17 protein-coding genes and 1 pseudogene are annotated in these 22,381 nt (G+C 34.1%); 15 read left to right on the top strand and 3 right to left on the bottom strand.

The window, feature by feature from the left end; all coding sequences use genetic code 11:
- Positions 1-1,104 (bottom strand): SLC13 family permease, encoded by a 1,104-nt coding sequence (locus ACRYLU_RS06450; RefSeq protein ID WP_260310368.1) that lies wholly within the window; start codon positions 1,102-1,104, stop codon positions 1-3.
- A 212-nt stretch (positions 1,105-1,316) separates the two neighbouring features.
- Between ACRYLU_RS06450 and ACRYLU_RS06445 the strand changes: the two genes are divergently transcribed.
- Positions 1,317-1,928: a hypothetical protein gene (locus ACRYLU_RS06445; RefSeq protein ID WP_445080791.1), complete on the top strand. Its 612-nt coding sequence runs from the start codon at positions 1,317-1,319 to the stop codon at positions 1,926-1,928.
- Here ACRYLU_RS06445 and ACRYLU_RS06440 read toward each other — a convergent pair.
- A pseudogene (locus tag ACRYLU_RS06440) lies at positions 1,925-3,082 on the bottom strand (IS3 family transposase). The gene ACRYLU_RS06445 and the pseudogene ACRYLU_RS06440 overlap by 4 nt on opposite strands.
- A 79-nt stretch (positions 3,083-3,161) precedes the next feature.
- Here ACRYLU_RS06440 and ACRYLU_RS06435 point away from each other — a divergent pair.
- The 7 genes from ACRYLU_RS06435 to ACRYLU_RS06405 all read left to right on the top strand — a co-directional run bounded on the left by ACRYLU_RS06435 (position 3,162) and on the right by ACRYLU_RS06405 (position 11,968).
- Positions 3,162-3,584, top strand: a complete 423-nt coding sequence (locus ACRYLU_RS06435; RefSeq protein ID WP_445081380.1) for a DUF3883 domain-containing protein — start codon at positions 3,162-3,164, stop codon at positions 3,582-3,584.
- A gap of 171 nt (positions 3,585-3,755) precedes the next feature.
- Positions 3,756-6,827 (top strand): type I restriction endonuclease subunit R, encoded by a 3,072-nt coding sequence (locus tag ACRYLU_RS06430; RefSeq protein ID WP_445080790.1) that lies wholly within the window; start codon positions 3,756-3,758, stop codon positions 6,825-6,827.
- 112 nt (positions 6,828-6,939) lie between these two features.
- Complete coding sequence (locus ACRYLU_RS06425; RefSeq protein WP_445080789.1) at positions 6,940-7,533, top strand: restriction endonuclease subunit S; 594 nt, start codon at positions 6,940-6,942, stop codon at positions 7,531-7,533.
- Positions 7,530-7,934 carry a type II toxin-antitoxin system PemK/MazF family toxin gene (locus tag ACRYLU_RS06420; protein ID WP_445080788.1) on the top strand — a complete coding sequence of 135 codons (405 nt, stop codon included), beginning with the start codon at positions 7,530-7,532 and terminating at the stop codon, positions 7,932-7,934. The genes ACRYLU_RS06425 and ACRYLU_RS06420 overlap by 4 nt, the downstream gene beginning before the upstream one ends.
- Before the next feature lie 149 nt (positions 7,935-8,083).
- The gene (locus ACRYLU_RS06415) at positions 8,084-9,667 is read left to right on the top strand and encodes a type I restriction-modification system subunit M (protein WP_445080787.1); all 1,584 of its coding nucleotides are present in this window, start codon (positions 8,084-8,086) and stop codon (positions 9,665-9,667) included.
- 1 nt (position 9,668) lies between these two features.
- Positions 9,669-10,952 (top strand): restriction endonuclease subunit S, encoded by a 1,284-nt coding sequence (locus ACRYLU_RS06410; protein WP_445080786.1) that lies wholly within the window; start codon positions 9,669-9,671, stop codon positions 10,950-10,952.
- Positions 10,953-11,038: 86 nt separating this feature from the next.
- Positions 11,039-11,968, top strand: a complete 930-nt coding sequence (locus tag ACRYLU_RS06405) for a tyrosine-type recombinase/integrase (RefSeq protein WP_445080785.1) — start codon at positions 11,039-11,041, stop codon at positions 11,966-11,968.
- A gap of 27 nt (positions 11,969-11,995) precedes the next feature.
- Here ACRYLU_RS06405 and ACRYLU_RS06400 read toward each other — a convergent pair whose 3' ends face one another.
- Positions 11,996-13,183: a restriction endonuclease subunit S gene (locus tag ACRYLU_RS06400; RefSeq protein WP_445081379.1), complete on the bottom strand. Its 1,188-nt coding sequence runs from the start codon at positions 13,181-13,183 to the stop codon at positions 11,996-11,998.
- 267 nt (positions 13,184-13,450) lie between these two features.
- On the opposite strand from ACRYLU_RS06400, the gene ACRYLU_RS06395 reads away from it, so the two are divergent.
- The 7 genes from ACRYLU_RS06395 (at position 13,451) to ACRYLU_RS06365 (ending at position 22,297) form a co-directional block, all read left to right on the top strand.
- A complete protein-coding gene (locus ACRYLU_RS06395) occupies positions 13,451-15,298 on the top strand; it encodes a sialate O-acetylesterase (protein ID WP_445080784.1) in 1,848 nt (615 codons plus the stop codon).
- Between the two features lie 26 nt (positions 15,299-15,324).
- Positions 15,325-16,632 (top strand): ABC transporter substrate-binding protein, encoded by a 1,308-nt coding sequence (locus ACRYLU_RS06390; protein WP_445080783.1) that lies wholly within the window; start codon positions 15,325-15,327, stop codon positions 16,630-16,632.
- 67 nt (positions 16,633-16,699) lie between these two features.
- A complete protein-coding gene (locus ACRYLU_RS06385) occupies positions 16,700-17,644 on the top strand; it encodes a carbohydrate ABC transporter permease (RefSeq protein WP_445080782.1) in 945 nt (314 codons plus the stop codon).
- 14 nt (positions 17,645-17,658) lie between these two features.
- Positions 17,659-18,501, top strand: a complete 843-nt coding sequence (locus tag ACRYLU_RS06380) for a carbohydrate ABC transporter permease (protein WP_445081378.1) — start codon at positions 17,659-17,661, stop codon at positions 18,499-18,501.
- Position 18,502: 1 nt separating this feature from the next.
- Entirely contained in the window at positions 18,503-19,636 is a 1,134-nt protein-coding gene (locus ACRYLU_RS06375; protein ID WP_445080781.1) for a glycosyl hydrolase family 8, read from the top strand.
- 12 nt (positions 19,637-19,648) lie between these two features.
- On the top strand, positions 19,649-20,275 hold the full coding sequence (locus tag ACRYLU_RS06370) for a polysaccharide deacetylase family protein (RefSeq protein WP_445080780.1): 627 nt from the start codon (positions 19,649-19,651) through the stop codon (positions 20,273-20,275).
- Between the two features lie 27 nt (positions 20,276-20,302).
- A complete protein-coding gene (locus tag ACRYLU_RS06365) occupies positions 20,303-22,297 on the top strand; it encodes an alpha-glucuronidase (protein ID WP_445080779.1) in 1,995 nt (664 codons plus the stop codon).
- The last annotated feature ends 84 nt before the right edge of the window (positions 22,298-22,381 follow it).

Here is a 22,381-nt window from a genome sequence, read left to right as displayed (position 1 = left end):
TTATCGAAGAAATAAAATCCCAATTCCGATAAAAACAAGTAGATAAAGAAAATTTAAAAGCGTAAAAAGACCGAAAAATTTCAAGGTAGATTTGTCTTTAACATTCAATTGATATTGCCTTAAGGCTAGCAAGTTAGCCAAAGAAGCCACTAGAGTTCCTAAACCACCGATTGTCACTCCCAAGTATAAAGGAGAAAGTTGCCCGGTAAATTTTGATAGTAAGACAGCAGCAGGAACATTGCTGATGACCTGACTAGATAAGATAGAGGTAAAGAAAATAGTGAGGTCATTATTCATTAGCTGATGAAGCCAGTCATGAATCAAAGGAATGCGTCCAAGCGCGCCAACAATAATAAAGAAGTTAATAAAAGTTAAGATGATTCCATAATCCACTTCTTGATAAACTTTTTTCTCGATAAGATAAGCACAGACCAAGCTTGCCATTAAAGAAATCCAAACAGGAATCAGAGCTAATACACCCAAAAGTACAATTAAGGTCGTGAATCCTAACAAGTAAAGGTCTCGTTTTTTGATAGAAAATGCCTTGTTTTCTATCTGGCTGACAGCTCTCTTTGAAAATAATAAGGCACATAAAAATAAAGTCAATAAACTGACCAATCCTAAAGGTATGGAGAGTTTGAAAAAGTCTAAAAGTTTTAAATGATAATAAGAGACCAAATACAAATTTTGAGGATTTCCAATAGGTGTAATCGCACTACCTAAGTTGGCATAAATGGTCATCAAACTAATCAAGCCAATTTTAGGTAACTTCACCTTTCGGTTGATATTAAAAACAATCGGCACCAAAGTTAAAATCGCCACATCATTCGTAAAAAACATCGAACCAAAGAAAGACAAGAGTAGCACCACTAAAGCCACTTGTCTCAAGTTTTGACATTTATCAATAATAAAGGCCGCAAAATATTTTAAAATACCAAGAATTTCAAAAATAGAAATAAGAATAATCAAGCTCAAAAGAGCCAAAATGGTTTTCAAATCAATATCAGAAGCTCTGACCGTTCCAAAAATTAAAGAAAGAATCGCCAGAACGAAAGTAAATAAAAAGGTTTTATCAGAAAAAATACGTTTTAGAGTAGTAGCCATGAAAGTTCCCCATCAGGAAGTTATTTTTAATTAATTTTAGCATAAAACTAACATCTGCTATCATTTTTAAAACTACAAGATTTAACTGTTTTAATAAAAAGATTATATTTGTTATGAATCTCACAAAAAATGTTTATTTATTTGATATAATGATATTTATATAGTACTGACTAACAAAAAATTAATCTTTTGATGAATTTGAAAGGGATGTGATGACTGAAATTGATAAAATTCTTCCAAAAAAGCAAGAGAAACAACAAGCCTTTATTCTCGATCATGGTAAAATCGAAGAAGGAAAATTAAAATATGCTGATGATCAAACAAGTTATGGCTGGAACATCAAACGTTATAATCGTCTAAAAGAGGGAGCTTTTGTTCTTAATCGTCATCCAAGTAAACTATCGAAAGATAAGAAGTTTGAGATTTACGCTGGAGGGTATGTCGAACAGATTTCTAAACCAGATGAAGATGGAAATGTAAGGGCATTGATAACACATTCCTTTAATATTGAACCACCCATAAAACAAGGGGACGATTTTATAGAAAGTTTTAAATGGAGTAGTAAAAAGAAAAAATCGAACAATTGGGCGAATTTCTGGAATCAGTATGAAATGAATGAAATAAAAATTGATGAATTCGAAAAATTAGTAAATGCTGTCCAATGCGTTCCTGCTGAAAGTACTGCCTCTGAAGACGAAAAAATATCTGAAGAAGAAATTAAAACTTTTGTCGAAAAAGGTTTTACAATTTCCTATGAAGAAGATAACACAACCCACTCTAAAAGAAAAAAAACAACTAAATTTGGACTAATGTCAAATATTTAGACACAAAATGAGCTATATTTTCTTAAAATAATTTTCTTCTTTCTGATTTGGAGTTAAACCATTGTTGGCGGAATGAGGATTATAATTGTTATAAAATTGTTCGATGTATTCAAAGCAAGAGAGTTGAACTTCTTGAATGGAGTGATAAGTTCTGCGATTAATTTCTCGTTGTTTAAGATACTTGAAAAAGACCTCGGTGACGGCATTATCATAAGGATATCCAGGCTTGGAGTAAGAAGCAAGCAATTGATGCTCATCTAATAACTTTCTAAAGGAAGCTGATTTAAATTGGCTTCCTTGATCCGAATGAAAGATAATTGGTTCCTTAGGCTTCCTCTTATTTATAGCTGTTTCTAAGGTGTCACAGGCGAGTTTGGCATCAATCCTATCACTTACTTTCCACGCGATACATTTCCTTGAGTAGAGGTCAAGGATAGCACAGAGATAAACATGTCGCTTAGGTCCTATAGAGATATAAGTGAAATCAGTTGTCCAAACTTGATTCGGGGAGTTCGGGTTAAATTCTTGTTTAAGCAGATTACCAGAAGAAAATACAGGAGATTTATTTGATTTAAAACGAGGTTTGATGGTTGACATTTTAGGGAGTGTCATAGACTTGAGAAGTCTTAAGATACGGCCTTCAGAAATATTAACGCCATAATCACGCAGAAGAATGATTTTAAAAGCTCTCGTTCCAATTCTTTTCTTGGCTTTCATATAAATTTCAAGGAGTAATTTTCTCAAGCGTTGATTTTCTACTTCACGCTTCGAAGGCCTCTTGTTTATGAAGTTATAGTAGGTGGAACGATTGACATGTAAAACACGACAGAGCATAACTGTCGTGTGTTCAAATCGGAGTCGATAGACGGCTTTTAATCTCATTTGGAGTTTTGCATGAATATGGCACTCGCTTTTTTTAAGATCAGATTTTCTTCCTCTAGTTGGGCATTCCTTTTTTGTAATTCTTGAATCTGTTTAGCAGTCAACACCGTATTATCTTCAAGACGCACTTGAGAGTACTGCTTAATCCATTTTGCAAGTGCAGAAGAAGATACCCCATAATCTTTACAGAGTTCAGTTTGTGTTTTACCAGTTTGATAGAGATTAACGAGCGATTGTTTGAAATCCTCGTCGTAACGTTTAAAACCTGACATAAAAGTCCTTTCATTTTTGTGTCTTAATAGACAGATTATAACACACAATTTTCTGTCCACTTTTATAGTATAGCTCCAAATTATTGCAAAACCAATTGACTTTGGAAGTATTCAAAAGCAAAGACAAAAAATAGGCGCACTCGGAGAAGCAATTGTATTTGAACTTCTTATTAAAAAGGCACAAAAAAATAATAATAAACTACCGATTCACGTATCTAAAGTTGAAGGAGATGGATTAGGTTATGATATTCGGTGTTGGAATGAGCTTGGAGAAGAGTGTTACATAGAAGTGAAAACTTCTACAAGTAAATTTTCAGATGGATTTGAGATGTCCAGAAACGAAATAAAAGCATCAACTTCGAAAAATGCAAATTATTTTATTTATAGAGTTTATGATTTAAATATAAAAACAAGAGAATGTAAAATTAAAATATTTGAAGGTCCAGTGAGTAGTGAGACATTTAATTTGGAAGCTACTTCCTATAAGGTTTACCAAAAATGAAAAGTATTTTATAAAAAAATAATATTATAACGGCTAGTGTTTTACTCTTTGCCATTTTTATTCTACATTTAGATTTGTTCCAAATTAGTAGAGTTAATATTTTTTCAATTTATTATTTATTATGAACATTTTGCTATAATTAAAGTAGTTAAAATCAGGTAGGAGTGACTTATGACTGCAGAAAAAGAAATAGAAGATCAGTTTATTCATATTTTAAGTGAGGCTGAAAATCAGTGGCGTTATCGTAATGATATACGCACAGAAGAAGCGCTTTGGCAAAATCTTAGAGTTCACTTGAATCGAATAAACCAGGCACAACTTTCTGGAACTCAATTGACGAATACAGAATTTGAACGTATAAGAGTGGAATTTGGCCGTTTAACTGCAACACCTTTTCAGGCTTCCCAATGGTTAAGAGGGGAGAATGGTGTGGCTCAAATTACACTGGAACGCGAAGATAATTCTAAAATTACTTTAGAGTTTTTCAGAAATAAGGATGTGGCTGGAGGAATTTCTTCTTATGAGGTTGTTAATCAAATCGTTCCAGATTCTGATCGAATGACGCGAGGAGATGTAACTCTTTTGATTAATGGATTGCCCATCATCCATGTTGAGCTAAAAAATGAGGTTGCAAAAGATGGTTATATGCAAGCTTATCGCCAAATAGAACGCTATGCCCTAGATGGCTTTTTTGATGGGATATATGCTACTACACAAATTTTTATTGTCTCTAATAAGGTTCAAACAAAGTATTTTGCTAGACCAAGCGAGAATACGGAAAAAGCCTATAGAAGAATGGAGAAGTTTCTTTTTAACTGGAGAACTTCTGATAATGATGCAGTAGATAATCTTTTTGATTTTACTCGTCAGGTGTTGCGTATTCCAGCAGCTCATGAATTGATTAGTCAATATACTGTTTTGGTAGATGATCAAAAAAGTCAGAAATTTTTAATGGTTTTACGTCCATATCAGATCCATGCGATTAAAGAGATTCGTAAAAATGCTTCAAACCATAAAGGTGGATTTATTTGGCATGCTACTGGTTCCGGGAAAACAATTACAAGCTTCGTAGCAACAAAGTTATTGGCACAAAATGCAACTGGGGTAGATCGTACAATCATGGTAGTAGACCGAACGGATCTTGATGCTCAAACACAAGATGAGTTTACAAAATTTGCATCAGAATTTCATACTGGTCAAACAAGTGGAACTGCAAAATCTAATACGTTGATTGTTGGAATAAAAAACCAACATCAATTAACGAGAAGTCTCCTTTCGAAGAAAAATAATAATACAATTTTGGTCACTACGATTCAAAAATTATCTGCGGCTATGAGAGCAGCTAAAGCAGAGACAGAAAAGGATGGAACAGAACGTTTTGCCAAATTACGTGGTGAACATATTGTCTTTATTGTTGATGAAGCGCATAGAGCTGTTAGTGATGAGGAAATGAAGAAAATAAGAAAATTATTTCCAAATTCAACTTGGTTTGGACTCACAGGAACTCCTATTTTTGATAAAAATAAAAAACAAGAAAATGGAACTTTTGCGAGAACAACTGAACAACAATATGGCAATCTCTTGCATGCCTATACAACAAAAAATGCAATGGATGACAAAGCAGTACTTAATTTTCAAGTTGAATACCACTCATTATTATCTTCCGATGAGCAAGAAGCGTTTCTTGAAAAATTGGCAGAACAAGTTCCAAGTGAACCTATAGAACAGGAAAAACTTTTAAATAATGAAGTTTATCAATCAGATAAACACATTGAGGCAATGCTTCATAAGATTTTTAATCGACGTAGTTTAGTTAAAAAATTTAATGTCCAAAATGGCTACCCAACAATGTCGGCGATTTTAACAACGCATTCTATCGCACAGGCAAAGAATATTTATCATAAGTTAATGCAAATGAAGAAAGATGGATCTCTGTTCTCTGGAAAAGATTACGATGAAAAAAGAAGACTTATTGACGAAGATTTTCCTCGGGTAGCAATTACATTCTCAACAAATCCAGATCAACTTGAAAAGAATCAACAAGATGATGAACTTTTAGATATTATGAAAGAGTATAGCGAAATGTATCAACAAACTGCTTATACAGATGAAAAGCTCTATAATCAAAATATCAATAAACGTTTAGCAAGAAAAGAAGCTCAATATCAAAAAAATGGACAATGGCTTGATTTGGTTATCGTTGTTGATCGACTTTTAACAGGTTTTGATGCACCAACTATTCAAACCCTATATGTTGATAGAGAAATGAACTACCAAAAACTTCTACAGGCTTTTTCACGTACTAATCGTCTCTATCCGGGAAAAGATAACGGGATGATTGTTACTTTCAGAAAACCTGAAATAATGAAACAAAATGTTGCTGACACTTTTGAGCTTTTCTCAAATGAGGCTCAAGATTGGATTGAATTACTTCCTCCTGAATATAAAGCGGTAAAAAATAACTTTAAAGACTTGAAGAAAGCTTATGAAACGGCAAAAAAACAACTGGAAGAAAGCCCTAATGATTTAAAAACTAAGATTAATAAACTGCAGGCCTTCCAGAAGATGGATAAGGTTTATAAAGCCTTAAAAAGCTATGATGAGTATGAAGAAGAAGCAGAGAGTTACACAAGCTTTGAAAAAAACTTAGATGATTATCGTGGAGATGCAGAAAACTTACGTGGGGAAATCAAGTCTGAGCTAGAACCTGATGAAGGCGATAAGCCAGATATTGATGAACTCTTACAAGATGTTGAATTTTCTTCAGAGTTAAATGCGATACATCAGGATAAGGTAGACAGTTTTTACATTAATCAGTTACTAAAAAATCTTAAAGAAAAAATAGAAGGCGCTGAAGAAAAATTTGATGAAGAAATAAAGTCAAAAGATCCAATGGTTCAACCTATTTATCATGAGATAAAACGTCAGATTCAAAATTCAATTGAAGACATAGACATCTCGGAAATTAAAGCTAAAATGTTTACAAATGAAATTAGTAATCGTATTCAAGAAGAGGTGCGCAACTACGCTCTTCCAGAGGATTCTGTCAAATCAGCATTTAATGAATATCGACCAGAAAAATCAGAAATTCCATATTTAGCTAATATAGTTGATAATATGTCTTTATCTAAAAGTGATTTTGAAGAGAAAACTGGTAAAAAATATAGAAGTAGAACAAAAGTTATGGGAAGTCGTCTCAAAGACGTCTTTACAGAGCTACAAAAATTAAAAGAAGAAATATAGAAATAAGAAAAAAACATAAATAGATGTCTATTTATGTTTTTTTCTTGACAGTTCCTTTTTTTTATTGTAAGATATTAATCAATAGGTTTCTATTTATTGAAAAGGAGGAGTGATGTTCAAAAAACTTCGTGATTTAGTATCAATGGAAAATGGTAATGTTTTCCCAAAAGACACATCTCTCAACGATGGGGAACTCAAAAAAGAATTGTGCTATCTTTATAGTCCTGCTGTCTTTGAGTATGATAGGTATTTGGGGGGAGACGCAAAAGGTGATGAAAGATATATAGAATTCCCACAAAAATTCATCAGTGTCCTAACGGGAGATATTGTCATCTCTCCTGTAACACAGTTGGCTACAATTGTAAGAAACCATGGAACCCCTTTACTTCTTTCTCCAAATTATGTAAAAGTATTACCAGACGAAGAAAAACTTGATAGAGCATACTTTGTATTTTGGTTCAATGAACTTTTTGAATCAAGAAAGCAAATTTTTGAAATGAAGCAAGGGACAACAGTTATTAAATTATCAACTAATAGCTTGAAGGAATTGACGATTTCTCTACCTAATCTAACACAGCAAAAGCTAATAGGTACAGGATATATTAATTCTCTGATGCTTGTGGAACAACTTAAAAGAAAACAAAAATTACAAGTAGCTCTCTTAAAAGGAATTAACCAGCAGTTAATAGAAGGTGAAAAGTTATGAGCGAATATATTAAAAATTTTGATACTTGGAATGAAGTGCAAAAGCAACTTAATTCAAGTAAGCGACGGATTTTTTTTAAGAAACGGGATATATGGTGGGCGTCAATTGGTGTAAATATTGGGAGTGAGATTGATGGTAAACATGAGTATTTTGAACGTCCAGTGTTGGTCATTAAAAAAATTAGCGCAATTTCCGCCTTTGTAGTTCCCTTAACGAGTACGATTAGAGAAAATGATGAACGCTTTGTAACGTATGAAATCAATGGAAAAAAACGGTCTGCTGCAATTTCTCAAGCACGGGCAATTGATATTCACAGATTTAGAAGAAGATTCAAATATAAAATGTCGAATGATAACTTTGTTAAGATTATAACTTGCTTTAGAAACCAGTTTCCTGAGTAAAAAAAATCGGCTCGAGAATAATCTCGAGCCTCAAGTGGCAATCTTGGCTTACGCCTCAGCCTTAATACTTTAATTATATCAAATTGGGTATATAAGTCAAGTTTTTATCCTTATATCAAAAATTTACAACTATAGAAAGAAGAAATTTAATGTCAACAACACTAAATAATCAACTTTGGGCATCAGCGGATATTCTCCGTGGAAAGATGGATGCTAGCGAGTATAAAAACTATCTCTTAGGTTTAATTTTCTATAAATATCTATCAGATGTTGAACTACGTGAAGTTTATGAACAAGAAAATGGTCAGACAACAGAGTTCCCAGAGCGTGAGGAACAGTTCAAAATCTTGAAAGATTGGTATGACGAAGATAAAGATGATCTTGAAGAAATTATGCGTCTACAAAGGGGTTATTTCATTGCTCCCGAACAGCTTTTTTATCATTTTCGCCAAAAGGCAGATGCTTATGAGTTTAGATTGGTCGACTTGCAATCAGGCTTTAACGGCTTGGAGCGACAAGGGGACCAGTTCAGTAACCTCTTTGCAGATATTGATTTAAATTCAACAAAACTTGGCTCTAATGACCAACAAAGAAATGTTACGATTACTGAAGTGATTAAAGCGCTTGATGAAATAGATCTTTTCGAACATAATGGTGACGTAATAGGTGATGCTTATGAGTATCTGATTGGTCAGTTTGCAGCAGGAGCAGGAAAAAAAGCTGGTGAATTTTATACTCCTCAAGCTGTTTCTCGCATTATTTCAGAAATCACTTCAATTGGTCAAGAAAGTAGAGCACCTTTTCATATCTATGACCCAACGATGGGGTCTGGGTCACTCATGTTGAATATTCGTAATTACATTCATGATAAAGATAAAATTCATTATCATGGTCAAGAGTTGAATACAACAACTTTCAACTTAGCACGAATGAATCTTATTTTGCACGGTGTTGACAAAGGAAGAATGCGTCTTAAAAACGGGGATACTCTAGATAGTGACTGGCCAACAGAAGAGCCTCATCAGTTTGATGCTGTCGTCATGAATCCCCCTTACTCAGCAAAATGGTCTGCGGCTGAAAAGTTCCTCTCTGATGCACGTTTTGAACGTTATGGAAAATTAGCACCTAAATCGAAAGCAGACTTCGCTTTCTTACTTCATGGATTCTATCACTTGAAAGATACTGGGACAATGGGAATTGTTTTACCCCATGGTGTATTATTCCGGGGAGCAGCAGAAGGTGTGATTCGTAAAGCCTTGCTTGAAATGAGTGCAATCGATGCGGTTATCGGCTTACCTGCAAATATTTTTTATGGAACAAGCATACCAACAACAGTAATTATCTTAAAGAAAAATCGTGATAATCGTGACGTTTTGTTTATTGATGCTTCAAATGATTTTGAAAAACAAAAAAATCAAAACATACTTAGAGATAGTGATATTGAAAAAATTATTAGAACTTATAAATCACGTGAGAATGTTGAAAAATATGCCCATTTAGCAAGTTTTGAAGAGATAGAATCAAATGATTTCAATCTTAATATTCCACGCTATGTTGATACTTTTGAAGAAGAAGAACCTATTGATATTATTGCGCTAAGTCAAGAAATTGTAGACATTAATCAAGAGATTAGTAATACAGAACAAGAATTCCTCTCAATGTTAAATCAACTTGCGGTAACAGATGATAGTCGTGAGATTATTGAAGCTACTAAACGAATTTTTGGAGAATGATATGACAAGTGATAATAATTTAAATGTCGAAAAAAATAAAGTAGATGTCTCTAAAAATGTTCCTGAGCTTAGATTTCAAGGGTTTATAGATGCTTGGGAACTGCGTAAGTTAAGTGATGTAACAAAAAGAGTCATACGTAAAAATAAAAACTTAGAATCCACATTGCCTCTTACTATTTCAGCCCAAGAGGGATTGATAGATCAAAATGAGTTTTTCAATAAAACGGTTGCTAGTAGAGATGTTAGCGGATATTATCTTATTAAAAATGGAGAATTTGCTTATAACAAATCCTATTCAAACGGTTACCCATGGGGAGCTGTGAAACGATTGAATCGTTATAACATAGGAGTATTATCCACTTTGTATATTGTATTCAAACCTACGAATATAGATACTGATTTTTTAGAGAAATATTATGATACCACTAATTGGTATAAAGAGGTTTCAAAACATGCTGCTGAAGGTGCAAGAAATCATGGGCTATTAAATATCGCAGCAACTGATTTTTTTAAAACTGAACTAGTAATATCTAAAAGTTTAGAAGAGCAACAAAAAATAGGTGTGTTCTTTAAACAATTAGATGATACTATCGCTCTTCATCAACGTAAGTTAGACAAACTGAAATTGCTTAAACAAGGATACTTACAGCAATTATTCCCAAAAAATGATGAAAAAGTCCCAAGAGTTAGATTTACTAACTTTGAGCATGAATGGGAACTGCGTAAGTTAGGTAACGTATTTAAAAAAATTAGAAATGCATTTGTTGGAACTGCTACTCCTTATTATATTGATAGTGGTCACTTCTATTTAGAATCAAATAATGTTAAAAATGGTGAAATTAATAGAGATACTGAAGTGTTTATTAATGATGAATTTTACAATAAACAGGCTGATAAATTACTGCATACCGGAGATATTGTAATGGTTCAGTCAGGTCATGTTGGCCATACAGCAGTAATCCCGTCAGAGCTTGATGGAACTGCTGCGCATGCTCTTATTATGTTTACAGATTATAAAGAGGACACTGATCCATTTTTCTTAAATTATCAGTTCCAAACACATAAATCTAAAAGAAAGCTAGATACAATAACGACAGGTAACACTATAAAACATATTTTATCTTCAGAGATGAAGGAATTTTTTGTAGACTATCCTTGTTTTGAAGAACAACAAAAGATTGGTGAATTCTTTGAACAACTAAACGACAGCATCGCTCTTCATCAGTCTAAACTTGACAAATTAAAATCAATAAAACAATCCCTTCTCCAAAAAATGTTTATATAATAATTATTGAGAACATAAAATCTCCTTGATAGAATAGGTATGGAAAGTTAGCTTTCTAAACTATTTAATCAAGGAGATTTTTTATTTTGGTAAAAAACAAAAAAGCAAAGCAATTATTTTCGGAGTATTTTGAGGAATGGATTGAGCTTTATAAAGTTGGTGCAGTGCGCCCTATCACATTGAAAAAATACTATATTAGTAAGCAACACTTGGAAAAACTTGTACCTGACTTACAAGTTTGTGATGTTACTCGTAGAAGTTATCAAAAACTATTGAACGATTACGCTCTTTCACACGAAAAACAAACAACAATGGACTTTCATCACCACCTTAAAGGAGCAATATTAGATGCAGTAGATGATGGTTTAATTATGCAAAACCCAACAAGAAAAATTATCATAAAAGGAAAAACTCCGAGGAAAAAAAGACCAAAATTTTTGAATTTATATGAAGTTCAAGCACTAGTTAAACAAATGAATCTTACGAGTGAAATTAATTGGGATTGGTTTATACTCTTGATTTTAAAAACAGGAATACGTTTTTCTGAGGCATTAGCTATTACACCAGATGATTTTGATTTCTCAAATCAAAAATTAACAATTGATAAAACTTGGGATTACAAGTCTTCCGTTGGAAAATTTCAACCAACTAAAAACAAGTCATCTAAGCGAAAGATACAGTTAGATTGGCAAACCGCTATGCAATTTTCACAATTAATCAAAAATTTTCCAAACGAAGAACCGATTTTTGTAAAAGGACGAATATTTAATTCTACTGTAAACAATAGACTTCAAGTTTTATGCACAAAAGCAAATATTCCCTCTATTTCAATCCATGGATTAAGACACACGCATGCGTCACTTCTTTTATTTGCTGACGTTTCTATTGCCAGTGTGGCTAGAAGATTAGGTCATTCAAGTATGTCAACCACCCAGGAAACTTATCTTCATATTATTCAAGAGCTTGAAAATCAAGATAATGATAAAATTATGAGACATTTGTCAATTATAGCTTAAAATAAAAAGGCGCCATAATACGCCTTTTTAAATGAACATTTTTTGTAACAATGCTTGTTTTATAGATTTTAAGTTAGCAATTTTAGACTGTTGAAGAAGAATACGCCTATTTAAATTGAGTAGCAAATCAGAAACTTTTATTTGCTCATCTAAAGCTGGTACAAAGAACACCAAATCTTTAAGTTTTTCCTGAGACATTGTTTGTACACTGGATCCTCCAGTTATACCTTTAACTTTTTTTAAAAAATCTGGGTGTCTTAAAGATTGAAATAGAAAGTAGTTATCAACTGTTTTATTTGGTGTCAATAGAGCAAACTGTGGATTAATAGTTGCTTTTTCCTTAAGTTCATGAACATAGGCTATCTTACCAATTGAAGCTGTTTTTGTAAATAAAATATCACCCGATTTAACTTTGATCTCAGGAGATTCATAATATTTATCAAGCGAGATATAATCATTATCATCAATAGTAAGATTGCCATCATTATCAATGTCAGAAGGACTAAATGTTATAGCTCCTTGATGTGGTGGAACCAGATCAGTTCTTTTATAACCACGGAAACCAATTCTTCCACGTAAAAATGCAGAATTTCCAACTTCACACAATTTCCAATCTCTCTCAAAGTTAGTAAATCTGAGCCTTGGCACTTTTTCACCATTTTGAGGAAACAATCGTTGTAAATAACCCTGTTTGAGCCGTTTAAGTTTGTCTAACTTACGTTGATGAAGAGCGATAGTCTCATCTATCTGTTTGAAGAATGACCCGATTTTTTGTTGTTCTTCTATTTTTATAGGAAAATATATTGTTAATTTACGTTGTTCGGTAATTCCTACATAAGGTCTAGTAGATTGCTTAGCTATTTTGTGTATATTTTTTTGAAATACTGAAGATCTTAATACAGATGAAAAAAAATTTCTATCTAATCTTGAAAAGTCTAGAATACGATAATAAGTTATTTGTGGAGTTAACATGGCATATTCTGTATTTACCCCCTCTAAAATCCCTACTTCACCGATTGTAGCTTTATGAGTAAGCAAAATATCACCATTTTTAGCAAATCCTTTATCCAAAGCCCCAGCAGTTTCTTTAGAAATAAAAGTACAATTTTTTATATCAACCTTGTTATTTTTGATATCTTTTGCCATTAAAAATGGAATCCCTGATTCTACATAATCACTTGATTTTGGATGTTTTTCACCGTGATTACCGTCTATCGGTGAATCTATAATATTTTGATCAATTAACCATTGAAACTTACGCTGTTCCCAAGCATTAATTTAAAGGTAGAGATGCTAATAAAATAAAAGAAGCGAGAGTTATCTTGCTTTTTGTTTTTAATGTTTCATTACTAACAAACTTAAACACAACATTTCCCAGTTCACATCGCAAGAAAAATCAGAAAACCAAACCATGAGAGCGCTATATTTATTTTTAGATAAAAACTTGTATATAAGTTTTGTAACAAACGAAAGAGATAAACCATGAAATCATCTATCTTTATTCCATATCTTCTAAGAGATGGCGCAATCTTACAAAGAAATCAAGAGAACCGTTTCTGGGGATATACGGGTTCAGAACAGGAAGTCATATTGTCGTATGAAGAGATAATTTTAAAAACTAAATCTGATGAAAAAGGTTATTTCGATATTATTCTTCCAGCACACGAAGTAAGTGAGAGCATTGACTTTAAAGTTTCAACTGTTGATGCAGAAATTGTTCTCAAAGATATTTGTTTTGGCGATGTGTTCCTACTTGGTGGTCAATCAAATATGCAACTTTGGATGGAACGTCTCAAAACGCGCTATCCTGATGAGATAGAACAAGCCAGAAATCCTTTGCTTCGTTATTTTGAGGTACCACAAGAACCTTCTTTCAATAACATTAAAACAGAATTAACCTCAGGACGATGGAAAAGAGCAGTTGGCGAAGATTTAAAGAATTTGTCAGGGATAGGTTATTTTTTTGCTAAAGAAAAATTTTTAGAAGATGGTGTACCAATAGGCTTGATTGCTACAGCAGCAGGTGGGACACCGCTTAATGCTTGGTTGAGTGAAGAGTCTTTAACCAAATTTAATTCTCTTCCACCATCCTATAATGCTTTAAAAAATAAAGAATATCTAAAAGAAATTCAAAATCTTGATAAGTTCTATCAAGACAATTATCAGAAACTTTGCGAAGAAACAGATGAAGGTTTACATCAATCTTGGCAAGACCCTAACTTTGATGATAGGAATTGGGCTGAAATTTCATTGAATGAGACTTGGATTGAAAAATATACTTTTCCAGGTACACTTTGGTTAAGAAAAAAACTTCAAATTTCAGACGAATTTATTGGAAAAATGGGAGAGCTACGCTTTGGAATAATGACTGATGCTGATGTTATCTATGTCAATGGAAAGAAAATAGGCAATACTGACTACAAGTATCCACCTAGAAATTACAAAATATCTAAGTTAACAAAAAGTTTTACGATTGCAATTCGTCTTAAAATTTATAATGCTCCTGGTGGAATTACTCATAGTAAGCCTCATATTCTCTTAGTTGGAGAGAATCATTTAGATTTAAATCATGGCTGGAAAATTAGGCGAAGCAGTACATTACCCGAACGTTATAAGGAATACTTTATTAATTATGAACCAACTGGTTTATATAATGGTATGATTGCACCTTTACAAAAGTTAAAGTTTGCAGCTATTCTCTGGTATCAAGGTGAAAGTGATGCAGGTAGTCCGCAAAATTATGGCCCACGTTTTCGCGAATTAATCGAAAGTTGGCGAAAACTCTTTAAGCAACCAACTTTACCTTTTCTTTATGTCCAATTACCAAATTGTGATACTGAAAAAGAGGCAGATTGGGCAAGACTTCGTGAAGAACAAAAAGAGGGGCTAAAAATATCACGAACAGCCATGGTCGTGACAATCAGAGATGGAGAAGATGATGATCTCCACCCTTTAAATAAAAAAGATGTCGCTCATAAACTATTAAACGCTTATCATAATGTTAAATTATTCCCAAATGGTTATTGTATAGGTCCTCTTGCTAAAGAAGCTATACAAGCGAAAAAGAATGTCATTATCCTTTCATTTGAAACTTTTGGAAAAAAATTTAACGTTGAGAAAAATAAGGATTTTGAACTTTTTCAAGGAGGGCATAGTTATAAAGTAAGAGACTATCGTCAAGTTGAGGAACAAATTATTTTAGAGCTTCCTGCAACCTTATCACTTCAACCTGATGTGAAAATCAGGTACAACTGGAGCAATGCTCCGCAAGCATTTATTTGGAATGAAGAGGGATATCCAGCTTCTCCCTTCGAATTAAATATTCAATAAAAAACTCATAATAGGAGAAAAACAAAATGAATCTCACAAAAAATTGGAAAAAGCTTTGCCTTGGCTCTGTTGCTTTACTTGCAACTGTAACCCTAGTTGCTTGTGGTACAAGTACAAGTAGTTCGAAAAAATCTGCTGGCAATGCTGATTTGAACAAAAAACAGACTATTACATTATGGTCATTTACTACGATGCAACCACAGATTGATGAATTAAAAAAGGAAAAACCAAACCTTACCATCAAACAAGTTGTTGTTCCCTATGCTAACTTTCAAACAAAACTAGACTCTGTTTTGGGAACAGATAAAGCGCCAGATATGGTGGCGTTAGATGCAGGTTTTGTTGAAAAATATGTTCAATCAGGTAAATTAACAAATCTTGGAGATTACGGAGTTGCTTCAGCCGCCAAGGGGAATTACCAATATACGCTTGATATGGGGAAAGATAGCAAAGGAAAACAAGTAGCAGTTTCTTACCAAGCAGCTCCGGGGGCTTACTACTATAATACTAATGTTTTCCAAGAATATTTAGGTATTGCTCCAAATGACGTAGCTTCTGCTCAGAAAGCTTTGTCTAGTTGGGATGCAATTAAGAAGACTGGCGAAACAATCAAAGAAAAATCTGGTGGACAAGCTTATCTTTTTAGCTCACTTGAAGAAATTTATAATCCAGTTATTGGTGCAAGAAAAGATGGTTGGGTGATTGATAATAAACTTAAAATTGATAGTTCAATGACTGATTCATTAGATTTGATGAAAGAAGCTGTTTCAGAAGGTTGGTGTCAAAATACAACTCCTCAAACTCCTGACTGGTATGGTGGAATTTCATCTAACAAGATTGGGGCTTATGCAATGCCATCTTGGGGCCTCTTTTATTGGTTAAAAAACTATGCTAAAGATACAGCTGGAGCATGGCGCGTGACAGAAGGGCCAGTGTCTTATTCGTGGGGTGGAACTTGGCTTGCAGGAGTTCAAGGTTCTAAAAATGCTGATGCAGCTTCAGCACTCGCTGTTTATATGGGAACAAACAAAGAATTCCAAACATGGGATGTCAAAACACAAAATGACTTTGGCTCAGTGAAAGCAATCAATAAAGAACAAGGTAAAGATGCCAAGGTCAGTTTGATTGGTGGACAAAATCCTTATCCTGTTTGGTCAAAAGTTGCAGATACCATTAATGGTAAAAATCAAACACAATACGACCAAAGTATTCAATCAATTTGGATTAATGATGTTGTTAATCCTTATGCTACAGGAAAAGTCACTAAATCTAAAGCACTCGATACATTCAAGTCAGATGTTAAGTCTGCCTATCCTAATATTGAAGTGAAATAAGTACATTTAGAAAACATAAGAGAAGCAAGGACTATGTTTGCTTCTCTTTTTATAGTAAGGAGATAAAATGGAAAACACTAAAAAGAGTGTTCGAAAGAAAAAATCAAATTTCGAGAAATATAATCGTTTTGGTTATTATTTCTTAATTCCATTTTTTGTGGGATTTTTACTTTTTACACTTTATCCAATGATTTATTCAATTGCGATTAGTTTTACCAGTATGAATGGTTGGCAATCTTTTTCAGATGCGACTAATGTTGGCTTACAGAACTTTATAACATTACTGACAAGCACTCCGCTTTTTATGAAAGCACTCGGTAATTCAGTAATGCTTTGGATTTTTACTTTTATTCCGCAAGTGCTTTTAGCTTTAATTTTAGCAGCTTGGTGGACGAATAGAAAACTAAATTTAAAAGGAAGTGGCTTTTTTAAAACAGTATTTTATTTACCAAACATGATAATGGCAGCTTCTATTGCAGCCTTATTTGGTGGGATATTTGGCTATCCAACAGGTCTTGCAAATCTACTCTTACAAAATCTGCATCTCATTAATCATCCTTTTAATTTCTTTCAATCGGTTTGGGGGACAAGAGGGATTGTAATCTTCATTCAATTTTGGATGTGGTATGGTCAAACCTCGATTGTTTATATTGCAGGGATTACATCAATAGATGAAGGGCTCTTTGAGGCAGCTCGTATTGATGGAGCTAGTGATGTTCAAATATTTAGACGAATTACTTTGCCTTTGCTGAGACCAATTGTACTTTATACCTTTGTTACCAGCTTTATTGGTGGTTTGCAGGTCTTTGATATTCCTTTTATTATGACCCAAGGTGGCCCACAAAATGGAGTTTATACTCTGTCCATCTTTATTTATAATCAAGCCTTTGCTTATCGTAACTATGGTTTGGCTTCAGCAGCCTCTGTACTTTTATTGATTATTTCCGCTGTTGTTTCTATTCTTATGTTCCGTGGATTTAGAGAAAGAGTAAATATTGGAGGTGAAGAATAATGGAACCTAAAAGTATGAGTAAGCAATTAAGAGCGCGTCGAACATTGATTTATATCTTTTTTGGAATCCTGACTTTATTAAGTTTAATTCCATTTATTTATATGTTAGTGAATTCCACGCGCTCTCTAGTTCAAATTACCTCAGGTGTATCGCTTTTACCTGGAAGTTCTTTGGCTCATAATTTACAAATATTAAAAGGTTATGGGATGAATATGTGGCAAGGAATGGGAAATTCAGCTTTTATTTCCATTACGTCCACAGCTATTTCTGTTTATTTTTCAGCTTTATCAGCTTATGCACTAACGGCTTATGATTTTAAAGGAAAGAAAATAATCTATGGTTTTATAATTGCTTTGATTATGATACCGGGGCAAGTTTCAATGATTGGTTTTTATAAATTCATGATTCAGTTAAATTTACTTGATAATTATATTCCATTAATTTTACCTGCAATATGTGCGCCAGCATCCATCTTTTTCCTTTGTGAATATATGAGTACAGTTTATAACAAAGATTATACTGATTCAGCCAGATTAGATGGTGCCAGCGAGTTGAAAATCTTCCATAGAATTATGCTTCCAATGATGAAACCGGGTTTAGCAACAATGGGTATTTTTGGATTTATTTTCTCTTGGAATAACTTTATGATGCCATTAATTTTGATTACTAATCAAAAACTATATACCTTACCGATGCAAATACAGGTATTAACCGCAAATGGTGGTGGTGGTCACGTCGTAGAATGGGGAGCAGTATATGTCGGCGTTTCGATTGCAATTGCGCCTACTATTCTCGCTTACTTGCTCCTTTCACGCTTTATTATAGGTGGTGGAAATGCCGGAGGTGTTAAGGGGTAACATGAAAAACTTATTACTAAAAGTTGCACCAAAAGAAGAAATAGATAAAAAATTGGAAAATGTCTTTGAAACACTCTTTGGACAAGATTCTCCTGAACGTATTTATTTTGAAGTAGGGGATATGGCATATATTGTTGATACGGGCAATGATGATGTCAGAACGGAAGGAATGTCTTATGGGATGATGATTGCTTTGCAGTTGGACAAACCAGAAATGTTTTCTCGGTTATGGAAGTGGGTAAAAACCTATATGACAGTGCCTAAGGGTCATGAAAACGAGGGATATTTTATCTGGTCTTGTGCACCTAATGGTCAAGCTAATAGTGACGGCCCGGCTCCAGATGGGGAAGAATATTTTGCGGCAGCATTATTACTGGCTGAAAAGAGATGGAGAATCAAAGAATATGGGGATGAAGCGAGAGCTTTACTCCATGCGATGGTTCATAAAGGGGAAAATAACGATGGCTATCCTATGTTTGAATCGGAAAATACTTATATTAAGTTTGTGGCTCATCTTCATATGACTGACCCTTCCTATCATTTACCTCATTTCTATCAACTTTATGCCAAATATGGCAATCCAGAAGACTCGAATTTCTTTCTCAAAGCTGAAGAGGAAGCTCGTAAGTTTTGGCTTAAATCAGCAAATGCTAAGACCGGACTTACACCAGAATATGCAGATTATGAAGGACAACCTTATGATATTGATGGCCATTGGACCTTCTTTAGTGATGCTTATCGGACAGTTGCCAATATTGGCTTAGATTGGCTTTGGGAGCACGAAGAGATTGGACAAAGTCAGATTGCCGTAAATATCCAAAAATTCTTTGAGCCTTATCTTGAAAATGATGAAGAAATTCCTGTTTTTAAAATTGATGGTCAGCCTTTAAGGAAAGAAGAACAGACCGCGGAAGGCTTTCCACCGCTAAAAGTTCATCATCCGATTGGTCTTTGGTCAACTTTAGCTCAAGCCTCGCTTGTCACCAATGATTTTGATTCCACTTTAGCTTTGAAATACCTCAAATACTTCTGGAATTTGAAACTTAGAAGAGGGAAGTATCGTTACTATGATAATCTGCTTTACCTTTTTGCTCTTCTTGCTTTATCTGGAAATTATCAAAAAGAATGGTCATGAAAGGAGAAGAGAGTGACAAAAGAAATTGCCTTAACTTTTGATGATGGACCTTGGGGAGCAAGAACGCTTTGGGTGCATGATGAACTCATTAAACGACAAATTCCAGCAACTTTCATGATTTGGGGTGAGCATATGGCAGAATATCCTGAAATTATGAAAGCAGCGGTAGAAAATGATCTTTTTACTTTTGGAAATCACACATATAGTCATCCTCATTTGACTGACTTATCGGAAGAAGAAGTTTTGTCTGAGCTTAAAAAGACTGATGACCTCTTTTATCGACTGACAGGTATGACTTTTGATTCTGTTCGTCCGCCATTTGGGGATTGTGATGCTCATACTTTATCTCTCATTAACCGTCCGATAATCTGTTGGTCTTTGGATACAATGAGTTGGAATCATGGTGATCCTGCTAAATGTCTTGAAGCTATCCATAATGCTAAAGACGGCGATATTGTCTTGATGCATGATTTTCAAGAAGCTGATGTTTTTGCTCTGTCTGCTATTTTAGATTACCTACAAGAAGAGGAGTTTACTTTTAAATCGATTCCTGAGCTTTTGGGGACTCAACTTAATGATGAAGCTTATATCTATTACTCAAGGGATAAACGAGCAAAAGTCGGTTTTAAAGATATTTGACCGTAAGTTTAGAAAGAAAGGGAGAAAATGACGATTGATGAAATGTGGCTGAAGTCTTCAGTCTTGAAAGAACGGCTGACCGAGGAGATTTTTTATGTTGATATGGCATTTGAAGATAAAATCACGCCTCGTTTGCGCTCAGAAATCAGTGAATGGTTAGGCTTTCAACTGACAGGCGAAAAGTCAAAAGCAAGAGTGGTCTTGTCAGTAAAAAGTGATCTGGATGATAATTTAGAAGCTTATGAAATCAGAGAAAATGAGATTATTGGAGCTTCGTCAGTTGGTTTGCTTTATGGATTTTATGCTTATTTGCGTTTAAAACTAACAGGGGCCAAATTATCTGAAAAATCAGCACCTAATCAAGCTTTGAGGATGATAAATCACTGGGACCAAGTGGATGGTACTATTGAGCGTGGTTATGCTGGTGAGTCTATTTTCTTTGGTCGCTTTGGTTCAAATGATAACACAGACACAGGATCCTTTGCTGTCAAAGATATTGGAACAGATATTTTTCGTAATGATTTCACGCGCTTAGAAATGTACGCTCGTTTTCTTGCTTCCATTGGAATTAACGCAATTTCACTAAATAATGTGAATGTTAGAGCTTTGGGAACAAATCTGATTATCTCGCCTTACATTGAAAAAGTAGGTGAGATTGCTAGTCTTTTTGCGACTTTTGGTCTCAAGACATTCTTAGCTATTAATTGGGCAGCACCAAAATTGATTGGTGGGCTAAAAACGTCAGATCCCTTGGATGAAAAAGTGTCTGAATGGTGGCAACAAACTATTGACCATATCTATAATGTCATTCCTGATTTTGGTGGTTTTGTTGTTAAAGCAGACTCTGAGGGTGAACCTGGTCCTTATCAATATGGCCGAAATCATGCGGACGGAGCCAATATGCTTGCTAAGCCTTTTGAAAAATATGGAGGACTTGTCATTTGGCGAACTTTTGTATATAATTCGCAAACGGACTGGCGGAATCGTAAGAATGACCGAGCTAAGGCAGCTTATGAAAACTTTATGCCCCTTGATGGTAATTTTGCAAACAATGTGATTTTACAGATTAAATTTGGTCCTATTGATTTTGGAGTGAGGGAACCTTTGATGCCCTTGTTTGGTGCACTTAAAAAGACTAATCAATTAATAGAATTTCAAATCACGGCCGAGTATTTAGGACATCAAATTGATCTGAATTATGTCCTTCCTCAATGGTTAGAAATGATTCATTTTGATAACTATGGTCAGCCAAAGGACACAATCAGAGTAAATTCTCCTATAGCGACAAACTCAGGTTTTGTAGCCATTGGTAACGTGGGAATGGATGAAAATTGGTGTGGAAACAAGCTAGCCCAAGCAAATTTTTATGGTTTTGGTCGAATGTGTTGGGCCAATGATTTGACAGCAGCTGAGATTTTGCAAGAATGGATTGCATTGACTTTTCCAGAAGTAAAAGAAGAAGTAGGAAAAGAGATTTTTGAGCTCATGATTGATTCTAATCGGACATATGAACTCTACAATGCGCCACTTGGTGTGGGTTCAATGATGGTTCCTCATTATCACTATGGCCCTTCCGTCAATGGTTATGAGTATGATCGTTGGGGAGCCTATCATTTTGCAGATCGCAATGGTCTTGGTATTGACCGAACAAGTGCGACAGGAACTGGCTATGCGAGTCTTTATGCCTCGGAAGTGGCCAAGATTTTTGAAGATAAAAGTAAAACTCCAGATGAAATTTTACTCTTTTTCCATTATGTCGAATATTTACAACTTTTAAAAAGTGGAAAAACATTGATTCAGACCATTTATGACCAGCATTTTGAAGGCTTTGAGCGAGTAGAGTCTTATCTTAAAAGTTGGCAGACATTGATTGGAGAAATTGATGAGCCAACTTATAATAATGTGCTCGAACGCTTAAATCTACAATTGGAAAATGCCAGAAATTGGCGAGATCAAGTTAATACTTATTTTTATCGAATGTCTGGTATTCCAGATGAAAAAGGTCGGGAAATTTATCAATGATTTTAGAAAAATAGCTAGTATGATATACTAGCTATTTTTTAGTTTATACGATTGATTTTACAAGCATTTTTAAATAGTTTATTT

It is taken from the genome of Lactococcus sp. KTH0-1S (assembly GCF_052544945.1).
The sequence above is the reverse complement of the archived record's forward strand: the minus strand, read 5'-3'. Positions and strand labels throughout refer to the sequence as shown.

Bases quoted from the DNA above. Each gene is read 5' to 3' on its own strand.
- ACRYLU_RS06450 (WP_260310368.1), bottom strand. From the start codon at position 1,104: ATGGCTACTACTCTAAAACGTATTTTTTCTGATAAAACCTTTTTATTT.
- ACRYLU_RS06445 (WP_445080791.1), top strand. From the start codon at position 1,317: ATGACTGAAATTGATAAAATTCTTCCAAAAAAGCAAGAGAAACAACAA.
- ACRYLU_RS06430 (WP_445080790.1), top strand. From the start codon at position 3,756: ATGACTGCAGAAAAAGAAATAGAAGATCAGTTTATTCATATTTTAAGT.
- ACRYLU_RS06425 (WP_445080789.1), top strand. From the start codon at position 6,940: ATGTTCAAAAAACTTCGTGATTTAGTATCAATGGAAAATGGTAATGTT.
- ACRYLU_RS06420 (WP_445080788.1), top strand. From the start codon at position 7,530: ATGAGCGAATATATTAAAAATTTTGATACTTGGAATGAAGTGCAAAAG.
- ACRYLU_RS06415 (WP_445080787.1), top strand. From the start codon at position 8,084: ATGTCAACAACACTAAATAATCAACTTTGGGCATCAGCGGATATTCTC.
- ACRYLU_RS06410 (WP_445080786.1), top strand. From the start codon at position 9,669: ATGACAAGTGATAATAATTTAAATGTCGAAAAAAATAAAGTAGATGTC.
- ACRYLU_RS06395 (WP_445080784.1), top strand. From the start codon at position 13,451: ATGAAATCATCTATCTTTATTCCATATCTTCTAAGAGATGGCGCAATC.
- ACRYLU_RS06390 (WP_445080783.1), top strand. From the start codon at position 15,325: ATGAATCTCACAAAAAATTGGAAAAAGCTTTGCCTTGGCTCTGTTGCT.
- ACRYLU_RS06385 (WP_445080782.1), top strand. From the start codon at position 16,700: ATGGAAAACACTAAAAAGAGTGTTCGAAAGAAAAAATCAAATTTCGAG.
- ACRYLU_RS06380 (WP_445081378.1), top strand. From the start codon at position 17,659: ATGAGTAAGCAATTAAGAGCGCGTCGAACATTGATTTATATCTTTTTT.
- ACRYLU_RS06375 (WP_445080781.1), top strand. From the start codon at position 18,503: ATGAAAAACTTATTACTAAAAGTTGCACCAAAAGAAGAAATAGATAAA.
- ACRYLU_RS06365 (WP_445080779.1), top strand. From the start codon at position 20,303: ATGACGATTGATGAAATGTGGCTGAAGTCTTCAGTCTTGAAAGAACGG.